The sequence below is a fragment of the Kineobactrum salinum genome (assembly GCF_010669285.1).
Lineage (GTDB): Bacteria > Pseudomonadota > Gammaproteobacteria > Pseudomonadales > Halieaceae > Kineobactrum > Kineobactrum salinum.
Window position 1 is genome coordinate 3,256,560 of the sequence record NZ_CP048711.1, and the last position, 15,492, is coordinate 3,272,051.

Here is a 15,492-nt window from a genome sequence, read left to right on the forward strand (position 1 = left end):
GATGAAATCACGAATTCTTGCGGGCATTGCCGTCGCCGCCACCGCGGCTACGATGCTGTCAGCACCAGTAGCGGCCGAGGCACCGATTACTGTCAATCTGGGCGCTGCGAAGTGGGTCTTTGATGGCGATCGGAGGTTGGATGATACCTGGACTCCCTGGGTAGGGCTGGAATACGCCTTCAGTGACAACTGGGCGGCAGAAGTCCTGTATGCCGAGGACGACGCCCGGCATCTGGATGGCAGCAAAGTGGATGTATCCACCTGGCAGGTAGGCATGCTCTATTACGCGGGCAGCTACATCGGCGGCGCCAACCGGGTCCGCCCCTACGGAACCTTCGGCATGGGTGAAATCGATGTCGATGGCGGCGGTTATGACCGCGAAACCACTGCCCATGCCGGCGGCGGTGTGCGCTGGATGATGACGCCCAGGTTCGGCGCGCGTCTCGAGGCGCGCATGCTGCACAGCCTGGATGAGAACGAAAACGACCTGCTGTTCAGCGCCGGCGTGAACTACTATTTCGGCCAGGTACAGGCAGCCGCCGCGGCCGAACCCGCGCGGGCTCCTGCCGCGCCGGTGGATTCCGACGGTGACGGTGTGCCTGACGACCGCGATCAGTGCCCGGGCACGCCTCCGGGTACCCGGGTTGATGCCAACGGCTGTCCGCTGCCGGTGGCACAGGTTGCATCCATTAAGCTGAAGGTCAATTTCGACTTCGATTCATCGGTAGTCAAGGAGCAGTATTTTACGGATATCCGTGAACTGGCTGAGTTCCTGAAGCGCTTTGATGACCTGCAGGTGGAAGTTGAAGGCCATACCGACAGCGTGGGTCCCGAGAGCTACAACGAGAAGTTGTCGCAGTCGCGCGCCAAGGCCGTGGTAGATGTACTGGTCAACCAGCACGGTATCGCCTCGAATCGGCTGCAGCCCAAGGGCTACGGCGAATCCCGGCCGGTCGCCAGCAACGACACCAGGGAAGGTCGTGCCGAGAACCGTCGGGTAATGGCGACGCTGGAAGTGGAATACGAGGAATAACATCCTGCCGCTCCACCCGCTTTGCGCGGGTGGAGCGCACCTCTCGTTCGGCGATAAGGGTAGAGATATCTCCCGGTCGATGTCTCGACACTCGAAGTGCCGGCCTCCCACCCAATGACCCGGCACCCGTAACCAGTTATTACTCCGCGAAAAATATGAGACAGCAATGCAGGCGGGGTTCAGTCCAGCTGAAACCCGTCCGCATCCAGATCACAGGGGAATTTTTCCCGATAGCTTACGAGATCGGCACCGCTCAGCACCACGCTGGCGGTGCCGTTTTCGTTTTGGAGGTCCGCCAGCAGTTGCCCCTCAGCGTTGAAGGCGAGACTGTCCCCCGCGTACTCCCAACCTTTTGCATCCTGGCCGATACGGTTGACACCGACCACGCAGACCTGGTTCTCGATGGCCCGTGCCTCCAGCAGCGCGCGCCAGTGCTGGCGCCTGACGGCGGGCCAATTGGCCACAAACAACATCAGCTCATAGTCGCGGCGGTTGCGGCAGAACACTGGAAAGCGCAGGTCGTAACAGACCTGAAGATTGATGCGCCAGCCGCGCCAGGGCACGATGACCCGCTGTGTGCCGGCGGCGTAGCGTTGGTGCTCGCCCGCCATCCGGAACAGATGGCGCTTGTCGTAGTAGTGCAGTGCCTCCGGGGTTGCAAACAGCATCCGGTTGTAAACGGCATCTCCTTCCTGCACCGCGATACTGCCAGTGATGGCACAGTCCAGTTGCCGTGCCCACTGCCGCAACCAGGTTTCGGTGGTGCCCCCGGGCGGCTCCGCATTGGCCAGCGCATTCATGGAAAAGCCGGTCGTGAACATTTCCGGCAGTACCAGCAGGTCGCCCGGTTCCCCAAGACTGGCGAACCGGGTTTCCAGATGCCGCCGGTTGTCTGCCGGGGCCTCCCAGGCGAGTTCGCATTGGACAAGTGTGACTGTCAGATCCTGCATAATTGCTCCGCCGCCAGCAGGATCACCTCGTCTGGGGCACTGACGCTGGCGGTAATCGCGCAGTAGGTTGTCGGTGGCGCCGGGCAGTCGGGAAAGCCCTGGGACAGGTTCAGCGCCCCACACTCAGTGGCCAGGGCCGACATGCAGCTGAAGGTTATGGTGCCCACCCCGGGCAGTTTGCTGTGCAACATACGGCGCGACCTACAGCTGGCTGTCCAGCGGAAGTTCGGTGCTGTTCTTGATTTCGGTCACTGCCATATGGGAATGCAATTCGCGAATGGCGGGGCTGGCGGTCAGGGTATTGCGCACAAAGTCCTCATAGTGGCGGATGTCGCGGGTGACGATTTTCAGCATGTAGTCCCAGATACCGGTCATTGTATAACATTCCATGACCTCGGCGTGCCGCACGATGTCCTGCTCGAAGGTCATCAGGTTCTGGCGGCCGGTGGAGGTGAGATTGATGGTAGCAAATACCACCACCTCCATGCCCAGCCGGGCGCGGTCCAGCAGCGCCACCCGCCCCGGATCAGCCCCTCCTGTTCCAGCCGATTGATGCGCCGCCAGCAGGGCGATTGCGACAGATTGATCTTTTCGGCAATGCTGGCGGTGCTGATGGTGGAGTCCCGCTGCAGCAGTTTCAGGATCTCGACGTCCTGTCTCGCAAGTCCCATGGTCATTCTGACCTCCGTCATTATTTGTGGTGCATAATTTATGCGCATTAAACCCGAAACCTGGGCCAAATCAAATAACTCTTTCTATAATTTTCGGTGACAATTCCCCTAATTGGGAGGGTAGACAGGCATGGGTACAGACAACAGCAAGGCCATTCGCAAAGTGTCACTGGACGACAAGTACGCGCTTGATGCGAGCAGGGCCTACATGACCGGCATCGAGGCGCTGGTCCGCTTGCCCATGTTGCAGCACCAGCGCGACCAGCGCGCGGGGCTCAATACGGCAGCGTTTATCTCGGGGTACCGTGGCTCGCCGCTGGGCGGGGTCGACCAGGCCATGTGGAAGGCAAAGCCCTGGTTGGACAAGCACAACGTCGTGTTCCAGCCGGGGGTCAACGAGGATCTGGCGGCGACCGCTGTCTGGGGCAGCCAGCAGACCGGCCTGTTCGGCGGCGCCAAATACGATGGCGTGTTCAGCATGTGGTATGGCAAGGGGCCGGGCGTTGATCGCAGCATGGACGTCATCAAGCACGCCAATGCCTTCGGTACCTCGCGCTACGGAGGGGTACTGGCGGTGGCCGGCGATGACCACGCCTGTAAATCGTCCACCCTGCCACACCAGTCCGAGCACATGTTCATTGGCGCTTCGGTGCCGGTGTTGAGCCCGTCGAACGTGCAGGAGGTGCTGGATCTGGGCATTTTCGGCTGGGAATTGTCCCGCTACAGCGGCTGCTGGGTGGCGCTGAAGGCGATCACCGAGAACATGGATTCCGCTATCTCCGCCGACCTCGATCCCGACCGCATCAATATCGTGATTCCCGACGAATTCCAGCTGCCCGCGGACGGCGTCCACGCACGCTGGCCGGACAAGCCGCTGGAGCAGGAGCTGCGCCTCAACAAATACAAGATCTACGCTGCCCGCGAGTTCGCACGGGTCAACGGTCTCAACCGCATCGTCATCGACTGTGCCAGGCCGCGGCTGGGTATTATCACGTCGGGCAAGGCCTACCTCGATGTGATGCAGGCGCTGGAGGACATGGGTATCGACGAGGCCGTGGCCGCCGAAATCGGCTTGCGGGTGTACAAGGTGGGCATGCCCTGGCCGCTGGAACCGCGCGCCACGCACGACTTCGCCGAGGGGCTGGAAGAGATTCTGGTGGTGGAGGAGAAGCGCTCCATCATTGAAGACCAGCTCACCGGGCAGCTCTACAACTACCCGGTGGCGGGGCGGCCGCGGGTGATCGGTGAGTTTGATGAAGAGGGCCGTGACTTGCTGCCCAACCTGTCGGAGCTGACCCCGGCGATGGTCGCGCTGGCCATCGCCAGCCGCATCCGCCGCTTCTACCAGTCGGAAACCATGGATCAGCGCATCAGCTGGATCGAGCAGAAGGAAATGTCGCTGGCGCAACCGCGGCAAACCATCGAGCGGGTGCCACACTTCTGCTCGGGTTGCCCCCACAACACCTCGACCCGGGTGCCGGACGGGAGTCTCGCCATGGGCGGGATCGGCTGTCATTACATGGCCACCTGGATGCCGGACCGGGCGACGCACACCTTCGCCCAGATGGGTGGTGAGGGCGCGACCTGGATTGGCCACGCGCCCTTTACCGAGACAAAGCATGTGTTCCAGAATCTCGGCGACGGTACATACTTCCACTCCGGCATCGTCGCAATCCGTGCCGCCGTCGCCGCCGGTGTCAACATCACCTACAAGATTCTCTACAACGACGCGGTGGCGATGACCGGTGGCCAGCCCATCGACGGCACCCTGTCCGTCGGCGATGTGGTGAAGCAGGTCAGTGCCGAGGGCGTTCGCCGCATCGCGGTCGTCAGCGACCACCCCGAGGCCTGGCGCGGAGAGTTTCGCGACATCTCCGGGTACAGCCTGCATCACCGGGATGAGCTGGACGCCCTGCAGCGTGAGCTGCGTGAATTCGAGGGTACTTCGGTAATCGTCTATGTGCAGACCTGCGCCGCGGAGAAGCGGCGCCGGCGCAAGAAAGGCAGCCTGGAAGATCCGCCCAAGCGCCTGTTCATCAATGACGCAGTCTGCGAAGGCTGCGGTGATTGCAGCGTCAAGTCCAATTGCCTGTCAGTGGTCCCCAAGGAAACCGAGCTGGGCCGCAAGCGCCAGATCGACCAGAGTTCCTGCAACAAGGACTATAGCTGCGCCAATGGTTTTTGCCCCAGTTTTGTGTCGGTGATCGGCGGCAAACTGCGCAAGCCCGACGGCGCCGGCGGTGATGCCGACACCCTGTTCGATCCGCTGCCGGAGCCGGTATTGCCGGCGCTGGACCGGCCCTGGAACACGGTGGTTACCGGCGTAGGGGCACCGGCGTGCTGACCATCACCGCACTTGTGGCGATGGCAGCCCACATTGAAGGCAAGGGCTGCGCCACTCTGAACCAGACCGGCCTGGCGCAGAAATTTGGTGCCGTGGTCAGCCATGTCCGGGTCAGCGCTAGTCAGGAAGAGATCAAGGCGGTGCGGATTCCCGCCGGGGAGGCCGACCTGCTGCTCGGTTGTGATCTGGTGGTCACAGCCACCTATGAGGCGCTGGGCAAGGTCGCCCACGGCCGCACCCACGCAGTGGTCAATGATGCCGAGGTGCCGACCTCTGCCTTTATTCTCGACCCCGACGCCAAGTTTCCGACCCGAGGCATGAAGGCGAAAGTCACCGATGAGGTGGGTGAGCAGGCGACCTTCTTCATCGATTCCACCCGCATTGCCACCCAGCTGCTGGGGGATTCCATTGCCTCCAATCTGTTCCTGCTGGGCTACGCCTGGCAGCAGGGTCTGGTGCCGGTGTCGGCGGCAGCGCTGGAGCAGGCCATCGAGCTCAACGCGGTGGCGGTGGGATTCAACAAGGAGGCCTTCCTGTGGGGCCGCCGTTGCGCCCACCAGCCGGAGCGGGTGCTGCGGCTGGTCGAGAAGCTGGCTCCGGCGGCTCCCGCCAGGCTGCAGGATCTGGATGAGATCATCGAAGACCGGGCCGCCCGCCTCGTCCGCTACCAGAATGCCGCCTATGCGGACCAGTACCGGCAGCAGGTGGCGCAGTTGCGGCAGGCCGATCCGCGCGCCACGGAGGCGGATTCCGTCACCGTCGCCGCGGCCCGCAACCTGTACAAGCTGATGGCCTACAAGGACGAGTACGAAGTGGCGCGCCTGTACAGCGACGGCGAGTTCCTGCGCAAGCTGGAGCAGCAGTTCGAGGGCGACTACCAACTGCGCTTCAATCTGGCGCCGCCATTGCTAAGCAAGCGCGATCCCCATACCGGCCACCTGTTGAAGCAGGAATTCGGTCCCTGGATGCTGCGCGCCTTCAGCTGGCTGGCACCGCTGCGCTTCCTGCGCGGTACTGCGCTGGATATTTTTGGCCGCACCGCGGAGCGCAGGCAGGAGCGCGCCGACCGGGATGAGTACATCGAGCTGCTGGAGCGCCTGGCCCCGACCCTGGCCACCGCCAACTACGAGGTTGCGCTGGAGCTGGCGCAACTGCCGGCGAAGCTGCGCGGCTTCGATCATGTGAAGGACCGCAACCGCGAGCAATTGGCGCGGCGGCGCGAGCACCTGTTGCAACAGCTCCACGGTGACCCCGCCAGTCCGGTCACCATCGTTAACGCCGCCTGAGGTGGCATCCCGACAAGCATGGCCCAACAAAAGGACAGACTGATGAGTGTTTTTTCCGCCCCCGCCTATGACCAACACGAATTGGTGGCTTTTGGCTCGGACCGGGCCACCGGCCTGCGCGCGATCATCGCCGTGCACGACACCACACTGGGTCCAGGCCTCGGGGGTTGCAGAATGTATCCCTACGCCAGTGACGAGGAGGCGCTGCATGACGTGTTGCGCCTGTCCCGCGGGATGACCTACAAATCCGCCCTGGCGGGGCTGCCGCTGGGCGGGGGCAAATCAGTCATCATCGGTGATTCGCGGCGCGACAAGAGCCCGGCCCTGCTGCGGGCCATGGGTGACTTCATCCAGTCCCAGGGCGGGCGCTATGTCGCAGCGGAAGATTCCGGCACCGGCGTGCCGGATATCCGGTTGATGGCAGAGCGCACCGCCTTCGTCAGCGGCATGAATGACAACGAACATGGCGGCGACCCCTCTCCCAGCACGGCTTACGGCGTATACCTCGGCATTCGCACGGCAGTGAAACACCGCCTGGGCGCGGAGAGTTGCGCGGGGCTGCGGGTGGCGATCCAGGGCCTGGGGCATGTGGGGTATTACCTGGCCCGCCTGCTGCGTACCGATGGCGCGGTAGTCTACGGTGCCGATATCAATGCGGACAATCTGCAGCGGGCTGTGCAGGAACTGGATATCATTCCGGTGAGCACGGATGAAATCCTGTTCCTGGAAGTGGATATCCTGGCTCCTTGCGCGATGGGCGCGGTGCTCAATGACCGCAGTATTCCCCGGCTGCGGGCCGGTATCATTGCCGGTGCCGCCAACAACCAGCTCGCGACGGCAGAGGATTGCGCGCGGCTGCAGGATCACGGCATCCTGTATTGCCCGGATTTCCTGATCAACGCCGGCGGCATCATCGATGTACACCACCAGCGCATGGGCTCTGCCGACGTGACCAAGGGCGAACATATCCAGCGCATCGCAACCTCCCTGGCTGAAGTGTTGCGGCGAGCCGATACCAGCCACTGCCCGACCCATCTGATTGCAGAGGACCTGGCAAAGGAATATCTGCGGGCCGGCGAGCCCGATCCACTGGCCGCGCCCCTGTCAGCGGTGGGTTGATAGCGGCGCCGGGCCGTATGGGCCCGGCCTCATCCGTAGGCGATGTCAGTCAGCTGGCGCCCACGCCAGGGATGGCGTAATCCTGCGGCCCCAATCGCAGATACCGGCGCAAATAGTGCACGCACAGGTAAAACGGCCCGGTATCCAGCAGCGCGACGGTGGCCTTGAACAGGTAGTTGCTGCCGATCAGCAGCAACAGCGCCTGGAAGGCAATTTCCCCCCGCAGAAAGGCGGCGCCAAAGGTGACCGTGACCACCATCACCGAATCCACCATCTGACTCATCAGGGTGCTGAAATTGTTGCGCAGCCACAAGTGCTTGCCGCGGGTGACCCGCTTCCAGAAATGGAACAGTTGCACGTCGCAGTACTGGGCGGTGATGTAGGCGAGCATGGATGCAAACACCGCCCCGAGGTGGTGGCATAGATCAGCTGATACAGGCCCACGCTGTCGCGTACGACATCGCCGTTGGGCAGCACTACCGGCTGCGCCAGCTGCAATACCTGCCAGGGCGGCATGTTGCCAGCGGCGACCGAGGGGATGGCATCACCCAGAAACAGCACGAACAGGATGAAGAAGTTCAGACCCAGGCCCACGCTGACCAGAAAGTTGGCCCGTGCCCGGCCGTACAGCTCGCAGACCAGGTCAGTGCACAGGAAGGTCAGCGGATAGGGCAGTACGCCGACCGCCAGCGCCATCGGACCCAACTGCACAAAGCGGGTGATGCCGATCACGTTGAGCAGCGTCATGGCACACAGAAATGTGCCGGCCAGCACCAGGAATACGCGCTCCCTGCGCTCCCACACCACTTCCACTGCCAGGGTGGCCATCTCAGCTTTCCTTCTGGCCCAGATTGGCATGCAGTACTGCGCCGTTGATGACCGGGTTGGCGTGGGCCCAGACAATCAGCCCGGCGATCTCGTCGGGCTCGATCAGGCGGCCAAAGGCGTTCATGCCACCTATCGCGGCGGCGACTTCGGGGTCGTCGCCGATATGGCTGCGCAGCATTTCCGTATCGGTGAAACCTGGACAGATCAGCGCAGTGTGGATACCGCTGCCCATCAGGTCCTGGCAGCTGGCCCGCATCATCCCCAGTTGGGCATGCTTGCTGACCACGTAGCTGAAGGTGCCCGCCACTGCTTTTTCCGACAGCGTCGAGCCGATATACAGCACACTGGAGCCAGCGGGCAGAGCCCAGAGCAGCTGCTGGTTGAGGCTGTTGAAGGCCACCACATTGACCTCCAGTACCTCGCGCAGGCTGTCGCTGTCGCAAGCGGTGGCGCTGTCCTTGCGCATCTGACTGGCATTGTGCAGCAGGCAGACGTTGCTGCTTTTGTCGATCAGCGGCAGCAACTGCCCACAGGCATCGGCAATACTGGCGGGGTGGGCCAGGTCGCAGACAATGTTCAGCACACCCGCCTCCGGACAGGGGCGCCGCGCCAGATTGCAGACGGTGTAGCCCTGCTCCAGGAAGCGGCGCGCCGCGGCGCGCCCTATGCCGACGCTGGCGCCGGTAATGATGGTTGTGTTCATGTGTTCCCCGTATGACAGATCGTGAACGGCCGGGCGGCGGCACCGTGGCGCGCTTGCCTATTGCCGGGTCAGCCGTAACAATGCGCTATTGTTAACTATTTGCAGGGCAATGCCTATGGAGCGCCTGACCACGCTGTATATCGACAAGGAGAGCCACAAGTTCTCGGCGGCGCACTACACCATTTTCTCTGCCACGGAGCGGGAACGCCTGCACGGCCACAACTATTCCGTCTCGGCGAAGATAGTCGCGCCGATCGGCGACAATGGTTTTGCCGCCGATTACAACGTCTACAAGCGCCGCCTGAAATCCCTCTGCGAGGCGCTGGATGAGTACACGCTGCTGGCGGCAGAGTCGCCGTACCAGCGCATCGAGCGGGAGGACGCCTGCTACCGGGTGCTTTTCGACAGCGATGAAATGCGGTTTCTCGCCAGCGATACCTTGCTGCTGCCGATTCGCAATGCGACGGTGGAGGAGTTCTCCGCCTATCTGCTGCAGCAGCTGCTGGCACTGTCCGCTGGCGACGACCTGCGGGAAGTGCGCGTCTGCGTGGCCTCGGGACCCGGCCAGAAAGGCTGCGCCAGTTGGCGGCAGGTGGAATCAGGTGCGTAAGTGGATTGCTGTCCCATAGGTCGGCTCATATTTCGCAGAATATTTGGTCATGGGTGCCGGATCACCAAACGGGAGGTTGGCACTTCGGTCGCCGAGCCCTCGCCCGAGGTACGGTGTTCAAGACACGCCATGAACCCCTCCCTGGGGGCTCGGATGCCTGGGCGGCCCCGCGCATCCATGTCGCATACGGTCTTGAACACCGCACCCCGGCCGATGTCTCTACCTTGGTAGCGAACTAACGGGTGAGCTCACCTAGCAGACCTATAGATCTACAGTCTGATAGATTCTCTGTGTCCTGCCGTCTGCCGCTGGCCTCAGGCGGCGATGCCGCTGTGCCGCAGCAGCGGCCCGACGTCGGGTTCGCGGCCGCGGAACGCGACGAACAGGCTCATCGCGTCCTGGGAGCCGCCGGTCTCCAGGATGTGGCGGCGGAAGTCACCGCCGGTGACGGGGTTGAAGATGCCCTCTTCCTCGAAACGTGCGAACGCATCCGCCGACAATACCTCGGCCCACTTGTAGCTGTAGTAGCCCGCCGCGTAGCCGCCGCCGAAGATGTGGCTGAAACTGTTCTGGAAGCGGTTGCAATCGGCTACCGGCACCACGGCCAGCTGTGACCGTACCTCGTCCAACAGGCCCTGTACCGTCAACCCTTCTGTGCCCCATTCGCAGTGCAGGCGGAAGTCGAACAGCGCGAATTCCAGCTGCCGCAGCATCTGCATTCCGGCCTGGAAGTTCTTCGCCGCCAGCATCTTTTCCAGCAACGCTGCCGGCAGGGGCTCGCCACTGCGGTAGTGGCCGGAAATGAACGCCAGCGCCTCGGGCTGGTGGCACCAGTTTTCCAGGAACTGGCTGGGCAGTTCCACCGCGTCCCAGGCCACGCCATTGATGCCCGAGACGGCGGCCACCTGTTGCCGGGTGAGCATGTGCTGCAGGCCGTGACCGAATTCGTGGAACAGCGTGCTCATCTCGGTCTCGGTCAGCAGCGAGGGCTCCTCGCCTACCGGCGGGGTGAAATTGCAGACCAGGTAGGCCACCGGCAGCTGCAGGGTCTCCCCCCTGCGGCGGCGTACCCGGCAGTCCCCCATCCACGCGCCGCCGCGCTTGTGGCTGCGCGCATACAGGTCTAGGTAGAAGCGGGCCAGCGGCTCGCCGTCCTGCTGCAGTTCGAACAGGCGCGCATCCGGGTGATAGCTGTCGAACTCCTGCACTTCCTCGACGTTCACTCCATACAGACGCCGGACCACCTCGAACAGACCCGCCAGGACCCGGTCCGCCGGCAGATAGGGGCGAATGTCCTCCTGCGAGACCTGGAACTTGCGCTGGCGCAGTTTTTCGCTGTAATAGGCCACATCCCAGGGTTGCAGTGGGGCGACGCCGAATTCGCTGGCGGCGAAGTCGCACAGCTCGAGCCATTCCCGCTGCGCCTGGGGCCGGGAGCGGCGGGCCAGGTCCTGCAGGAAGTCGAGCACCTGCTGCGGAGATTCCGCCATCTTGGTGGCCAGAGACCGCTCGGCATAGTTTGCAAAGCCCAGCAGCGCCGCCAGCTCGCGGCGCAGGCCGAGTATTTCGGTGATCAGCTCGCTGTTGTCCCACTGCCCGGCATTGGGGCCCAGTTCCGAGGCGCGGGTGATATTGGCGGTGTAGACCTCCTCCCGCAATGCGGCATTATCGCAATAGCTCATTAGCGGCTGCACCGAGGGAAAGTCCAGGGTCAGTAAGTAACCCTCCAGGCCTTTCTGCCGCGCCGCCTCGGCGGCGCTGGCCAGTGCAGTGGCAGGCAGGCCGGCGAGCTCTTCGGCGGTGGCCTGGCGCGACCAGGCATTGGTGGCGTCGAGGACGTTGTCGGTAAAGCGGCTGCCCAGCTCCGACAGGCGCTGTTTGAGTTCTCTGTAACGCTGCTGCTGCGCCTCTGGCAGCGCCACTCCGGCCAGCCGGAAGTCGCGCAGGGCGTTGTGTACCGCCTGTTGCCGGGCGGTGTCCAGTTCTGCGAAGGTGTCGCTGTCCGCCAGCTCACGGTGGGCTTCGTACAGCCCGGTGTTCTGGCCCAGCCAGCTGTGGTATTCAGACAGCAGCGGCAGGCAGGCGTTGTAGGCTGCGCGCAGCGCCTCGCTGTTGCAGACCCCGTTGAGATGCTCGACGGCCGCCCAGCGCTGGGCCAGCTCGTCCTCCAGGTCTTCCAGCGCATCCAGCAACGCAGCCGGCGTCACCTCGGGTGCGGCCAGCAGTTCCTGCACCCGGCGCCGGTTGCGCTCAATCAGCTGGCGTATGGCAGGTTCCACGTGTTCGGGCCGGATTGAGGAAAAGGGCGGCAGGGTATTCTGTTCCAGTAGTGGGTTGGACATAATAGGTAGCTTTAGTTGGTAGGTGGTATGGATAGCAGTAGTCTAACGGAAGGAGACGCAAGATGAGAGGTTCAGTGACAAGGATGACCGCCGCGGCGGTGCTGCTGCTGGTACTGTCGGGATCGCTGCCGGCCTGGAGCAAACCGGCTCTGAGCGCGGCCGACGTTTTCCAGCTGGTTTATGCCAGTTCCCCGATGATCGATCGCGAGGGCCGGCGCCTGCTCTACCTGCGCCACAGCATGGATATCATGCGCGATCAGCCGCGCAGCAACCTGTGGCGGATCAATATCGATGGCAGCGATCACCGCCCGGTCACCACGGGCCCCGACAGCATCAGCTCCGCGGCGCTGGCGCCGGACGGCAACCGGGTGGCCTATGTGCGCCGCGACGACACCGGGCAGCAACTGTTTGTAAGTTGGCTGGACAGTGGCCAGACCGCCCAGTTGACACGGCTGCCGTACGCTCCGGACAACCTGGCCTGGTCGCCGGATGGCCAGTGGCTGGCTTTCAAGATGCTGGTGGCGGAGCCGGAACCCGGTATGGGCGAGCTGCCGCCGCGGCCCAGGGGGGCGGAATGGGCCGGCAGCCCGGAAGTGGTGGAGCGCACGGTTTACAGGGCCGATGGCACGGGCGCCCGGCCTCACGGCCATGACCATGTCTTCGTGATCCCGGCAGCGGGCGGCAGTCCGCGGCAGCTGACCTCGGGTGATTATTACCACAGCGGTGCCATTGCCTGGGCGGCGGACAGCGAGGCGCTGTTCGTGTCTGCCAACCGCAATCCCGACTGGGAACTGGATACCCAGAACAGCGATATTTACCGGGTGGCGCTGGCCGACGGTGAGACCACCGCGCTGACCGACCGGCAGGGGGCTGATGCCAACGTCGTGGTGTCGCCCGACGGCCGCACCCTGGCATACACCGGCTGGGATGATCGTCGCATGGGCTACCACCGGAACCGGCTCTATGTGATGTCTGTGGATGGCAGCGAGCGCCGTGAATTGCTGCCAGACCTGGATCGCAATATCGAGCAGCCGCGCTGGTCCAGTGACGGCAAACGTCTGTTGTTTCGCTATGACGACCGCGGAGACACCCTGTTGGCGGCGACCGACCTGCGCGGCGGCATGGAAGTGCTGGCGCGGGGCCTGGGCGGCAAGCAACTGGGGCGTCCCTACTCCGGCGCGGACTTCGCGGCGGGCGGCCAGGGCAGCTATGCCTACACCGCAGGCAGCGCTACCACGCTGGCGGATATCGTGGTCGGCAAGCTCGGCAGTGACCGGCAGCGGCAGCTGACCCACCTCAACGACAACCTGCTGGCGCATCGCAGCCTGGGGCAGGTGGAAGAGCTGTGGCTGCAGTCGTCCTTTGATCAGCGTGACATCCAGGCCTGGATCGTGACTCCGCCGGACTTCGATCCCGACCGCAAATACCCGCTGATTCTGGAAATCCACGGTGGTCCGTTTGCCAACTATGGTCCCCGCTTTGCAGCCGAGATCCAGCTGTTCGCGGCAGCCGGTTATGTGGTGCTGTACGTGAACCCCAGGGGCAGCACAGGGTATGGTGAAGAATTCGCCAACCTGATACACCACAATTACCCTTCCCAGGATTACGATGACCTGATGTCCGCGGTGGACGTGGTGCTGGAGCGCGGCTATGTGGACCCGCGGCAACTGTATGTCACCGGCGGCAGCGGCGGTGGTACCCTGACGGCCTGGATTGTCGGCAAGACCGATCGCTTCCGTGCGGCGGTGGCGGCCAAGCCGGTGATCAACTGGACCAGCTTTGTGCTGACAGCGGACGTGAGTCCCTATTTCAGCCGCTACTGGTTCGGGGAAATGCCCTGGGAAAATCCCGATGCCTACTGGCAGCGCTCGCCGTTGTCACTGGTGGGCAATGTGGTGACACCTACCATGCTGCTCACCGGCGAGAAGGATCTGCGCACGCCGATGCCGGAGACGGAACAGTTCTATCAGGCGCTCAAACTGCGGGGCATTGATACCGCGATGGTGCGGGTGCCCGGTGCCTACCATACCATCGCCCGGCGCCCCAGCCAGCTGATCGCCAAGGTGGAGGCCATCCTGGCCTGGTTCGGGCGCTACGCGCCGGAGCAGGCGGGTTAGCGGCGCCTGGATCTGCCACTGATTTATGATTGCGGCTGGCGCCGCTGCCGGACTCCGGTGACCGTGGCCGGCATGGTGGGTGGCAGGCGGCCGGGCGTATTGCGGCCGCTCCGGCCGATCAGCTCTCCGGCTTCAGCCGCTGCTTTTTCAGCAGTGGGGCAAAGCCATCGTTGGCAGGCGCGTCGGCGCTCTTGCGACGGGGGCGGCCGCGGGCTTTCTTGTCGCGCAGCCGCTCCTTCTTTTTCACCTGGCCGGCATCGGTGCTTTTCTTCTTCTGTCCCGCGGCCTTGCCTGAGGATTTCAGTTTCTTGGGTCCCGCGTAGCGCGCCTTCAGGCCGGGCAGGCTGCGCGGCTCCATTTCCAGCTTGAGATAGCGCTGGATGCTGATCATCAGGTTCCAGTCACTGGCGCCAATCAACGAGATCGCCAGCCCCTGGGCGCCGGCGCGTCCGGTGCGGCCGGTGCGGTGAAGATAGTCATCACCGCTGTGCGGCAGGTCGTAATTGATGACGGTGTCGATACCCTCGATGTCCAGCCCGCGCGCGGCCAGGTCGCTGGCGGTGACGATGTCCACACTACCTTGGGAAAACAGCGTGACCACCTGCTTGCGTTCCTCGGTACTCATCTCGCCGTGCAGGCAGCCGGCCCGCAGCCCGTGGTGTCGCAGCAGGCCGGCCAGTCGCGCTGCTGTGCTGCGCTTATTGGCGAAAACCAGTTGTTTGCGGCCCCTGCTGTCGGCCAGCAGTGCCAGTAGCAGAGCGTCCTTGTGCGCCAGATTATCGGCGAGGATGCGCTGGTGAAAAATATCCTTGTGCGCAGCGCGGATCTCGCCGCAGCTGATGGTGACCGGCTCGTGCTGCAGGCTGTCGCTGATTTCACCTAGTCCCCGGCTGTGCAGGGTGGCCGACAGCATCAGGGTCTGACGCTCGCTGCCGCAGAAACCGGCGATTTTCAGCACGTCCTCGCGAAAACCCATTTCCAGCATCCGGTCCGCCTCATCCAGCACCAGCACCCGCAGGCCCAGCAGATCTGTGCTGCGGCGTTCGCAGTGCTCCAGCAGACGGCCCGGGGTCGCCACCAGCACTTCCGGATTCTTGCGCAGCAGGGACTTCTGGTATTTGAAATCGGCGCCGCCGGTCACGGCATCGGCGCGCAAGTTCGATTTGGCCAGCAACTGGCGGCACTCCTTCAGTACCTGGCGCGCCAGTTCCCGGGTCGGCACCAGTACCAGTCCCAGGATGCCGGCGCTGGGAGGGAGCGGCTCGGTCAGCAGTCGCTGCAACAGCGGCAGCAGATAGGCCAGTGTCTTGCCGCTACCGGTGGGCGCGCTGACCCGCAGGTCGCGCCCTTCCAGCGCTGGTGGCAGCAGTTGCTGTTGTACTTCGGTGGCAGTGGTATAGGCCAGCTCCGCCAGGGCCAGTTGCAGGCTTCGGTCGAGGTCGAATTCTTCAAGCACGGTGGGGTGTCCAGGTCGCTGCTGCTGTGGCGC

At 63.6% G+C, this 15,492-nt stretch carries 15 protein-coding genes; 6 read left to right on the forward strand and 9 right to left on the reverse strand.

Annotated elements, in window-relative coordinates:
• Window position 1 precedes the first annotated feature (1 nt).
• Window positions 2-1,033 carry an OmpA family protein gene (locus G3T16_RS14315; RefSeq protein WP_163495831.1) on the forward strand — a complete coding sequence of 344 codons (1,032 nt, stop codon included), beginning with the start codon at window positions 2-4 and terminating at the stop codon, window positions 1,031-1,033.
• A gap of 179 nt (window positions 1,034-1,212) precedes the next feature.
• Here G3T16_RS14315 and G3T16_RS14320 read toward each other — a convergent pair whose 3' ends face one another.
• Genes G3T16_RS14320 through G3T16_RS21990 form a run of 4 tightly spaced genes read right to left on the reverse strand, consistent with a single transcriptional unit; the run spans window position 1,213 to window position 2,702 of the window.
• Window positions 1,213-1,983: an amidohydrolase gene (locus tag G3T16_RS14320; RefSeq protein ID WP_163495832.1), complete on the reverse strand. Its 771-nt coding sequence runs from the start codon at window positions 1,981-1,983 to the stop codon at window positions 1,213-1,215.
• The gene (locus tag G3T16_RS14325) at window positions 1,971-2,174 is read right to left on the reverse strand and encodes a hypothetical protein (protein WP_163493298.1); all 204 of its coding nucleotides are present in this window, start codon (window positions 2,172-2,174) and stop codon (window positions 1,971-1,973) included. Before G3T16_RS14325 ends, G3T16_RS14320 begins: the two co-directional genes overlap by 13 nt.
• A 10-nt stretch (window positions 2,175-2,184) precedes the next feature.
• Window positions 2,185-2,499: an Lrp/AsnC family transcriptional regulator gene (locus G3T16_RS14330; RefSeq protein WP_232059088.1), complete on the reverse strand. Its 315-nt coding sequence runs from the start codon at window positions 2,497-2,499 to the stop codon at window positions 2,185-2,187.
• Window positions 2,412-2,702: an Lrp/AsnC family transcriptional regulator gene (locus G3T16_RS21990; RefSeq protein WP_332102827.1), complete on the reverse strand. Its 291-nt coding sequence runs from the start codon at window positions 2,700-2,702 to the stop codon at window positions 2,412-2,414. Before G3T16_RS21990 ends, G3T16_RS14330 begins: the two co-directional genes overlap by 88 nt.
• 82 nt (window positions 2,703-2,784) lie before the next feature.
• Between G3T16_RS21990 and G3T16_RS21995 the strand changes: the two genes are divergently transcribed.
• Genes G3T16_RS21995 through G3T16_RS14340 form a run of 3 tightly spaced genes read left to right on the forward strand, consistent with a single transcriptional unit; the run spans window position 2,785 to window position 7,403 of the window.
• Entirely contained in the window at window positions 2,785-4,998 is a 2,214-nt protein-coding gene (locus G3T16_RS21995; RefSeq protein WP_232059089.1) for an indolepyruvate ferredoxin oxidoreductase family protein, read from the forward strand.
• Window positions 4,992-6,284: a DUF6537 domain-containing protein gene (locus G3T16_RS22000; RefSeq protein ID WP_232059090.1), complete on the forward strand. Its 1,293-nt coding sequence runs from the start codon at window positions 4,992-4,994 to the stop codon at window positions 6,282-6,284. Before G3T16_RS21995 ends, G3T16_RS22000 begins: the two co-directional genes overlap by 7 nt.
• 42 nt (window positions 6,285-6,326) lie before the next feature.
• On the forward strand, window positions 6,327-7,403 hold the full coding sequence (locus G3T16_RS14340) for a Glu/Leu/Phe/Val family dehydrogenase (RefSeq protein ID WP_163495833.1): 1,077 nt from the start codon (window positions 6,327-6,329) through the stop codon (window positions 7,401-7,403).
• A gap of 49 nt (window positions 7,404-7,452) precedes the next feature.
• Here the strand turns inward: G3T16_RS14340 and G3T16_RS22520 are convergent, their stop codons facing one another.
• From G3T16_RS22520 to G3T16_RS14350, 3 genes are read right to left on the reverse strand one after another with little or no spacing between them, the layout of a single operon-like run.
• Window positions 7,453-7,794, reverse strand: coding sequence for a queuosine precursor transporter (locus G3T16_RS22520; RefSeq protein WP_269473230.1), 342 nt, complete (start codon window positions 7,792-7,794; stop codon window positions 7,453-7,455).
• Window positions 7,686-8,231 (reverse strand): VUT family protein, encoded by a 546-nt coding sequence (locus G3T16_RS22525; RefSeq protein WP_269473231.1) that lies wholly within the window; start codon window positions 8,229-8,231, stop codon window positions 7,686-7,688. The genes G3T16_RS22520 and G3T16_RS22525 overlap by 109 nt, the downstream gene beginning before the upstream one ends.
• Window position 8,232: 1 nt before the next feature.
• Complete coding sequence (locus tag G3T16_RS14350) at window positions 8,233-8,934, reverse strand: SDR family oxidoreductase (protein WP_163495834.1); 702 nt, start codon at window positions 8,932-8,934, stop codon at window positions 8,233-8,235.
• A 115-nt stretch (window positions 8,935-9,049) separates the two neighbouring features.
• On the opposite strand from G3T16_RS14350, the gene G3T16_RS14355 reads away from it, so the two are divergent.
• On the forward strand, window positions 9,050-9,544 hold the full coding sequence (locus G3T16_RS14355) for a 6-pyruvoyl trahydropterin synthase family protein (protein WP_163495835.1): 495 nt from the start codon (window positions 9,050-9,052) through the stop codon (window positions 9,542-9,544).
• Window positions 9,545-9,858: 314 nt separating this feature from the next.
• On the opposite strand, the gene prlC is transcribed toward G3T16_RS14355, so the two are convergent.
• Window positions 9,859-11,886, reverse strand: a complete 2,028-nt coding sequence (gene prlC / locus G3T16_RS14360; RefSeq protein ID WP_163495836.1) for an oligopeptidase A — start codon at window positions 11,884-11,886, stop codon at window positions 9,859-9,861.
• Between the two features lie 62 nt (window positions 11,887-11,948).
• Here prlC and G3T16_RS14365 point away from each other — a divergent pair, with 62 nt between their 5' ends.
• Window positions 11,949-14,003, forward strand: coding sequence for a S9 family peptidase (locus tag G3T16_RS14365; RefSeq protein ID WP_163495837.1), 2,055 nt, complete (start codon window positions 11,949-11,951; stop codon window positions 14,001-14,003).
• A gap of 118 nt (window positions 14,004-14,121) precedes the next feature.
• On the opposite strand, the gene G3T16_RS14370 is transcribed toward G3T16_RS14365, so the two are convergent.
• Window positions 14,122-15,459 carry a DEAD/DEAH box helicase gene (locus G3T16_RS14370; protein ID WP_163495838.1) on the reverse strand — a complete coding sequence of 446 codons (1,338 nt, stop codon included), beginning with the start codon at window positions 15,457-15,459 and terminating at the stop codon, window positions 14,122-14,124.
• Window positions 15,460-15,492 lie beyond the last annotated feature (33 nt).

Bases quoted from the DNA above. Each gene is read 5' to 3' on its own strand.
- G3T16_RS14315 (WP_163495831.1), top strand. From the start codon at position 2: ATGAAATCACGAATTCTTGCGGGCATTGCCGTCGCCGCCACCGCGGCT.
- G3T16_RS14320 (WP_163495832.1), bottom strand. From the start codon at position 1,983: ATGCAGGATCTGACAGTCACACTTGTCCAATGCGAACTCGCCTGGGAG.
- G3T16_RS14325 (WP_163493298.1), bottom strand. From the start codon at position 2,174: ATGTTGCACAGCAAACTGCCCGGGGTGGGCACCATAACCTTCAGCTGC.
- G3T16_RS21990 (WP_332102827.1), bottom strand. From the start codon at position 2,702: ATGCGCATAAATTATGCACCACAAATAATGACGGAGGTCAGAATGACC.
- G3T16_RS21995 (WP_232059089.1), top strand. From the start codon at position 2,785: ATGGGTACAGACAACAGCAAGGCCATTCGCAAAGTGTCACTGGACGAC.
- G3T16_RS14340 (WP_163495833.1), top strand. From the start codon at position 6,327: ATGAGTGTTTTTTCCGCCCCCGCCTATGACCAACACGAATTGGTGGCT.
- G3T16_RS22520 (WP_269473230.1), bottom strand. From the start codon at position 7,794: ATGCTCGCCTACATCACCGCCCAGTACTGCGACGTGCAACTGTTCCAT.
- G3T16_RS22525 (WP_269473231.1), bottom strand. From the start codon at position 8,231: ATGGCCACCCTGGCAGTGGAAGTGGTGTGGGAGCGCAGGGAGCGCGTA.
- G3T16_RS14350 (WP_163495834.1), bottom strand. From the start codon at position 8,934: ATGAACACAACCATCATTACCGGCGCCAGCGTCGGCATAGGGCGCGCC.
- G3T16_RS14355 (WP_163495835.1), top strand. From the start codon at position 9,050: ATGGAGCGCCTGACCACGCTGTATATCGACAAGGAGAGCCACAAGTTC.
- prlC (WP_163495836.1), bottom strand. From the start codon at position 11,886: ATGTCCAACCCACTACTGGAACAGAATACCCTGCCGCCCTTTTCCTCA.
- G3T16_RS14365 (WP_163495837.1), top strand. From the start codon at position 11,949: ATGAGAGGTTCAGTGACAAGGATGACCGCCGCGGCGGTGCTGCTGCTG.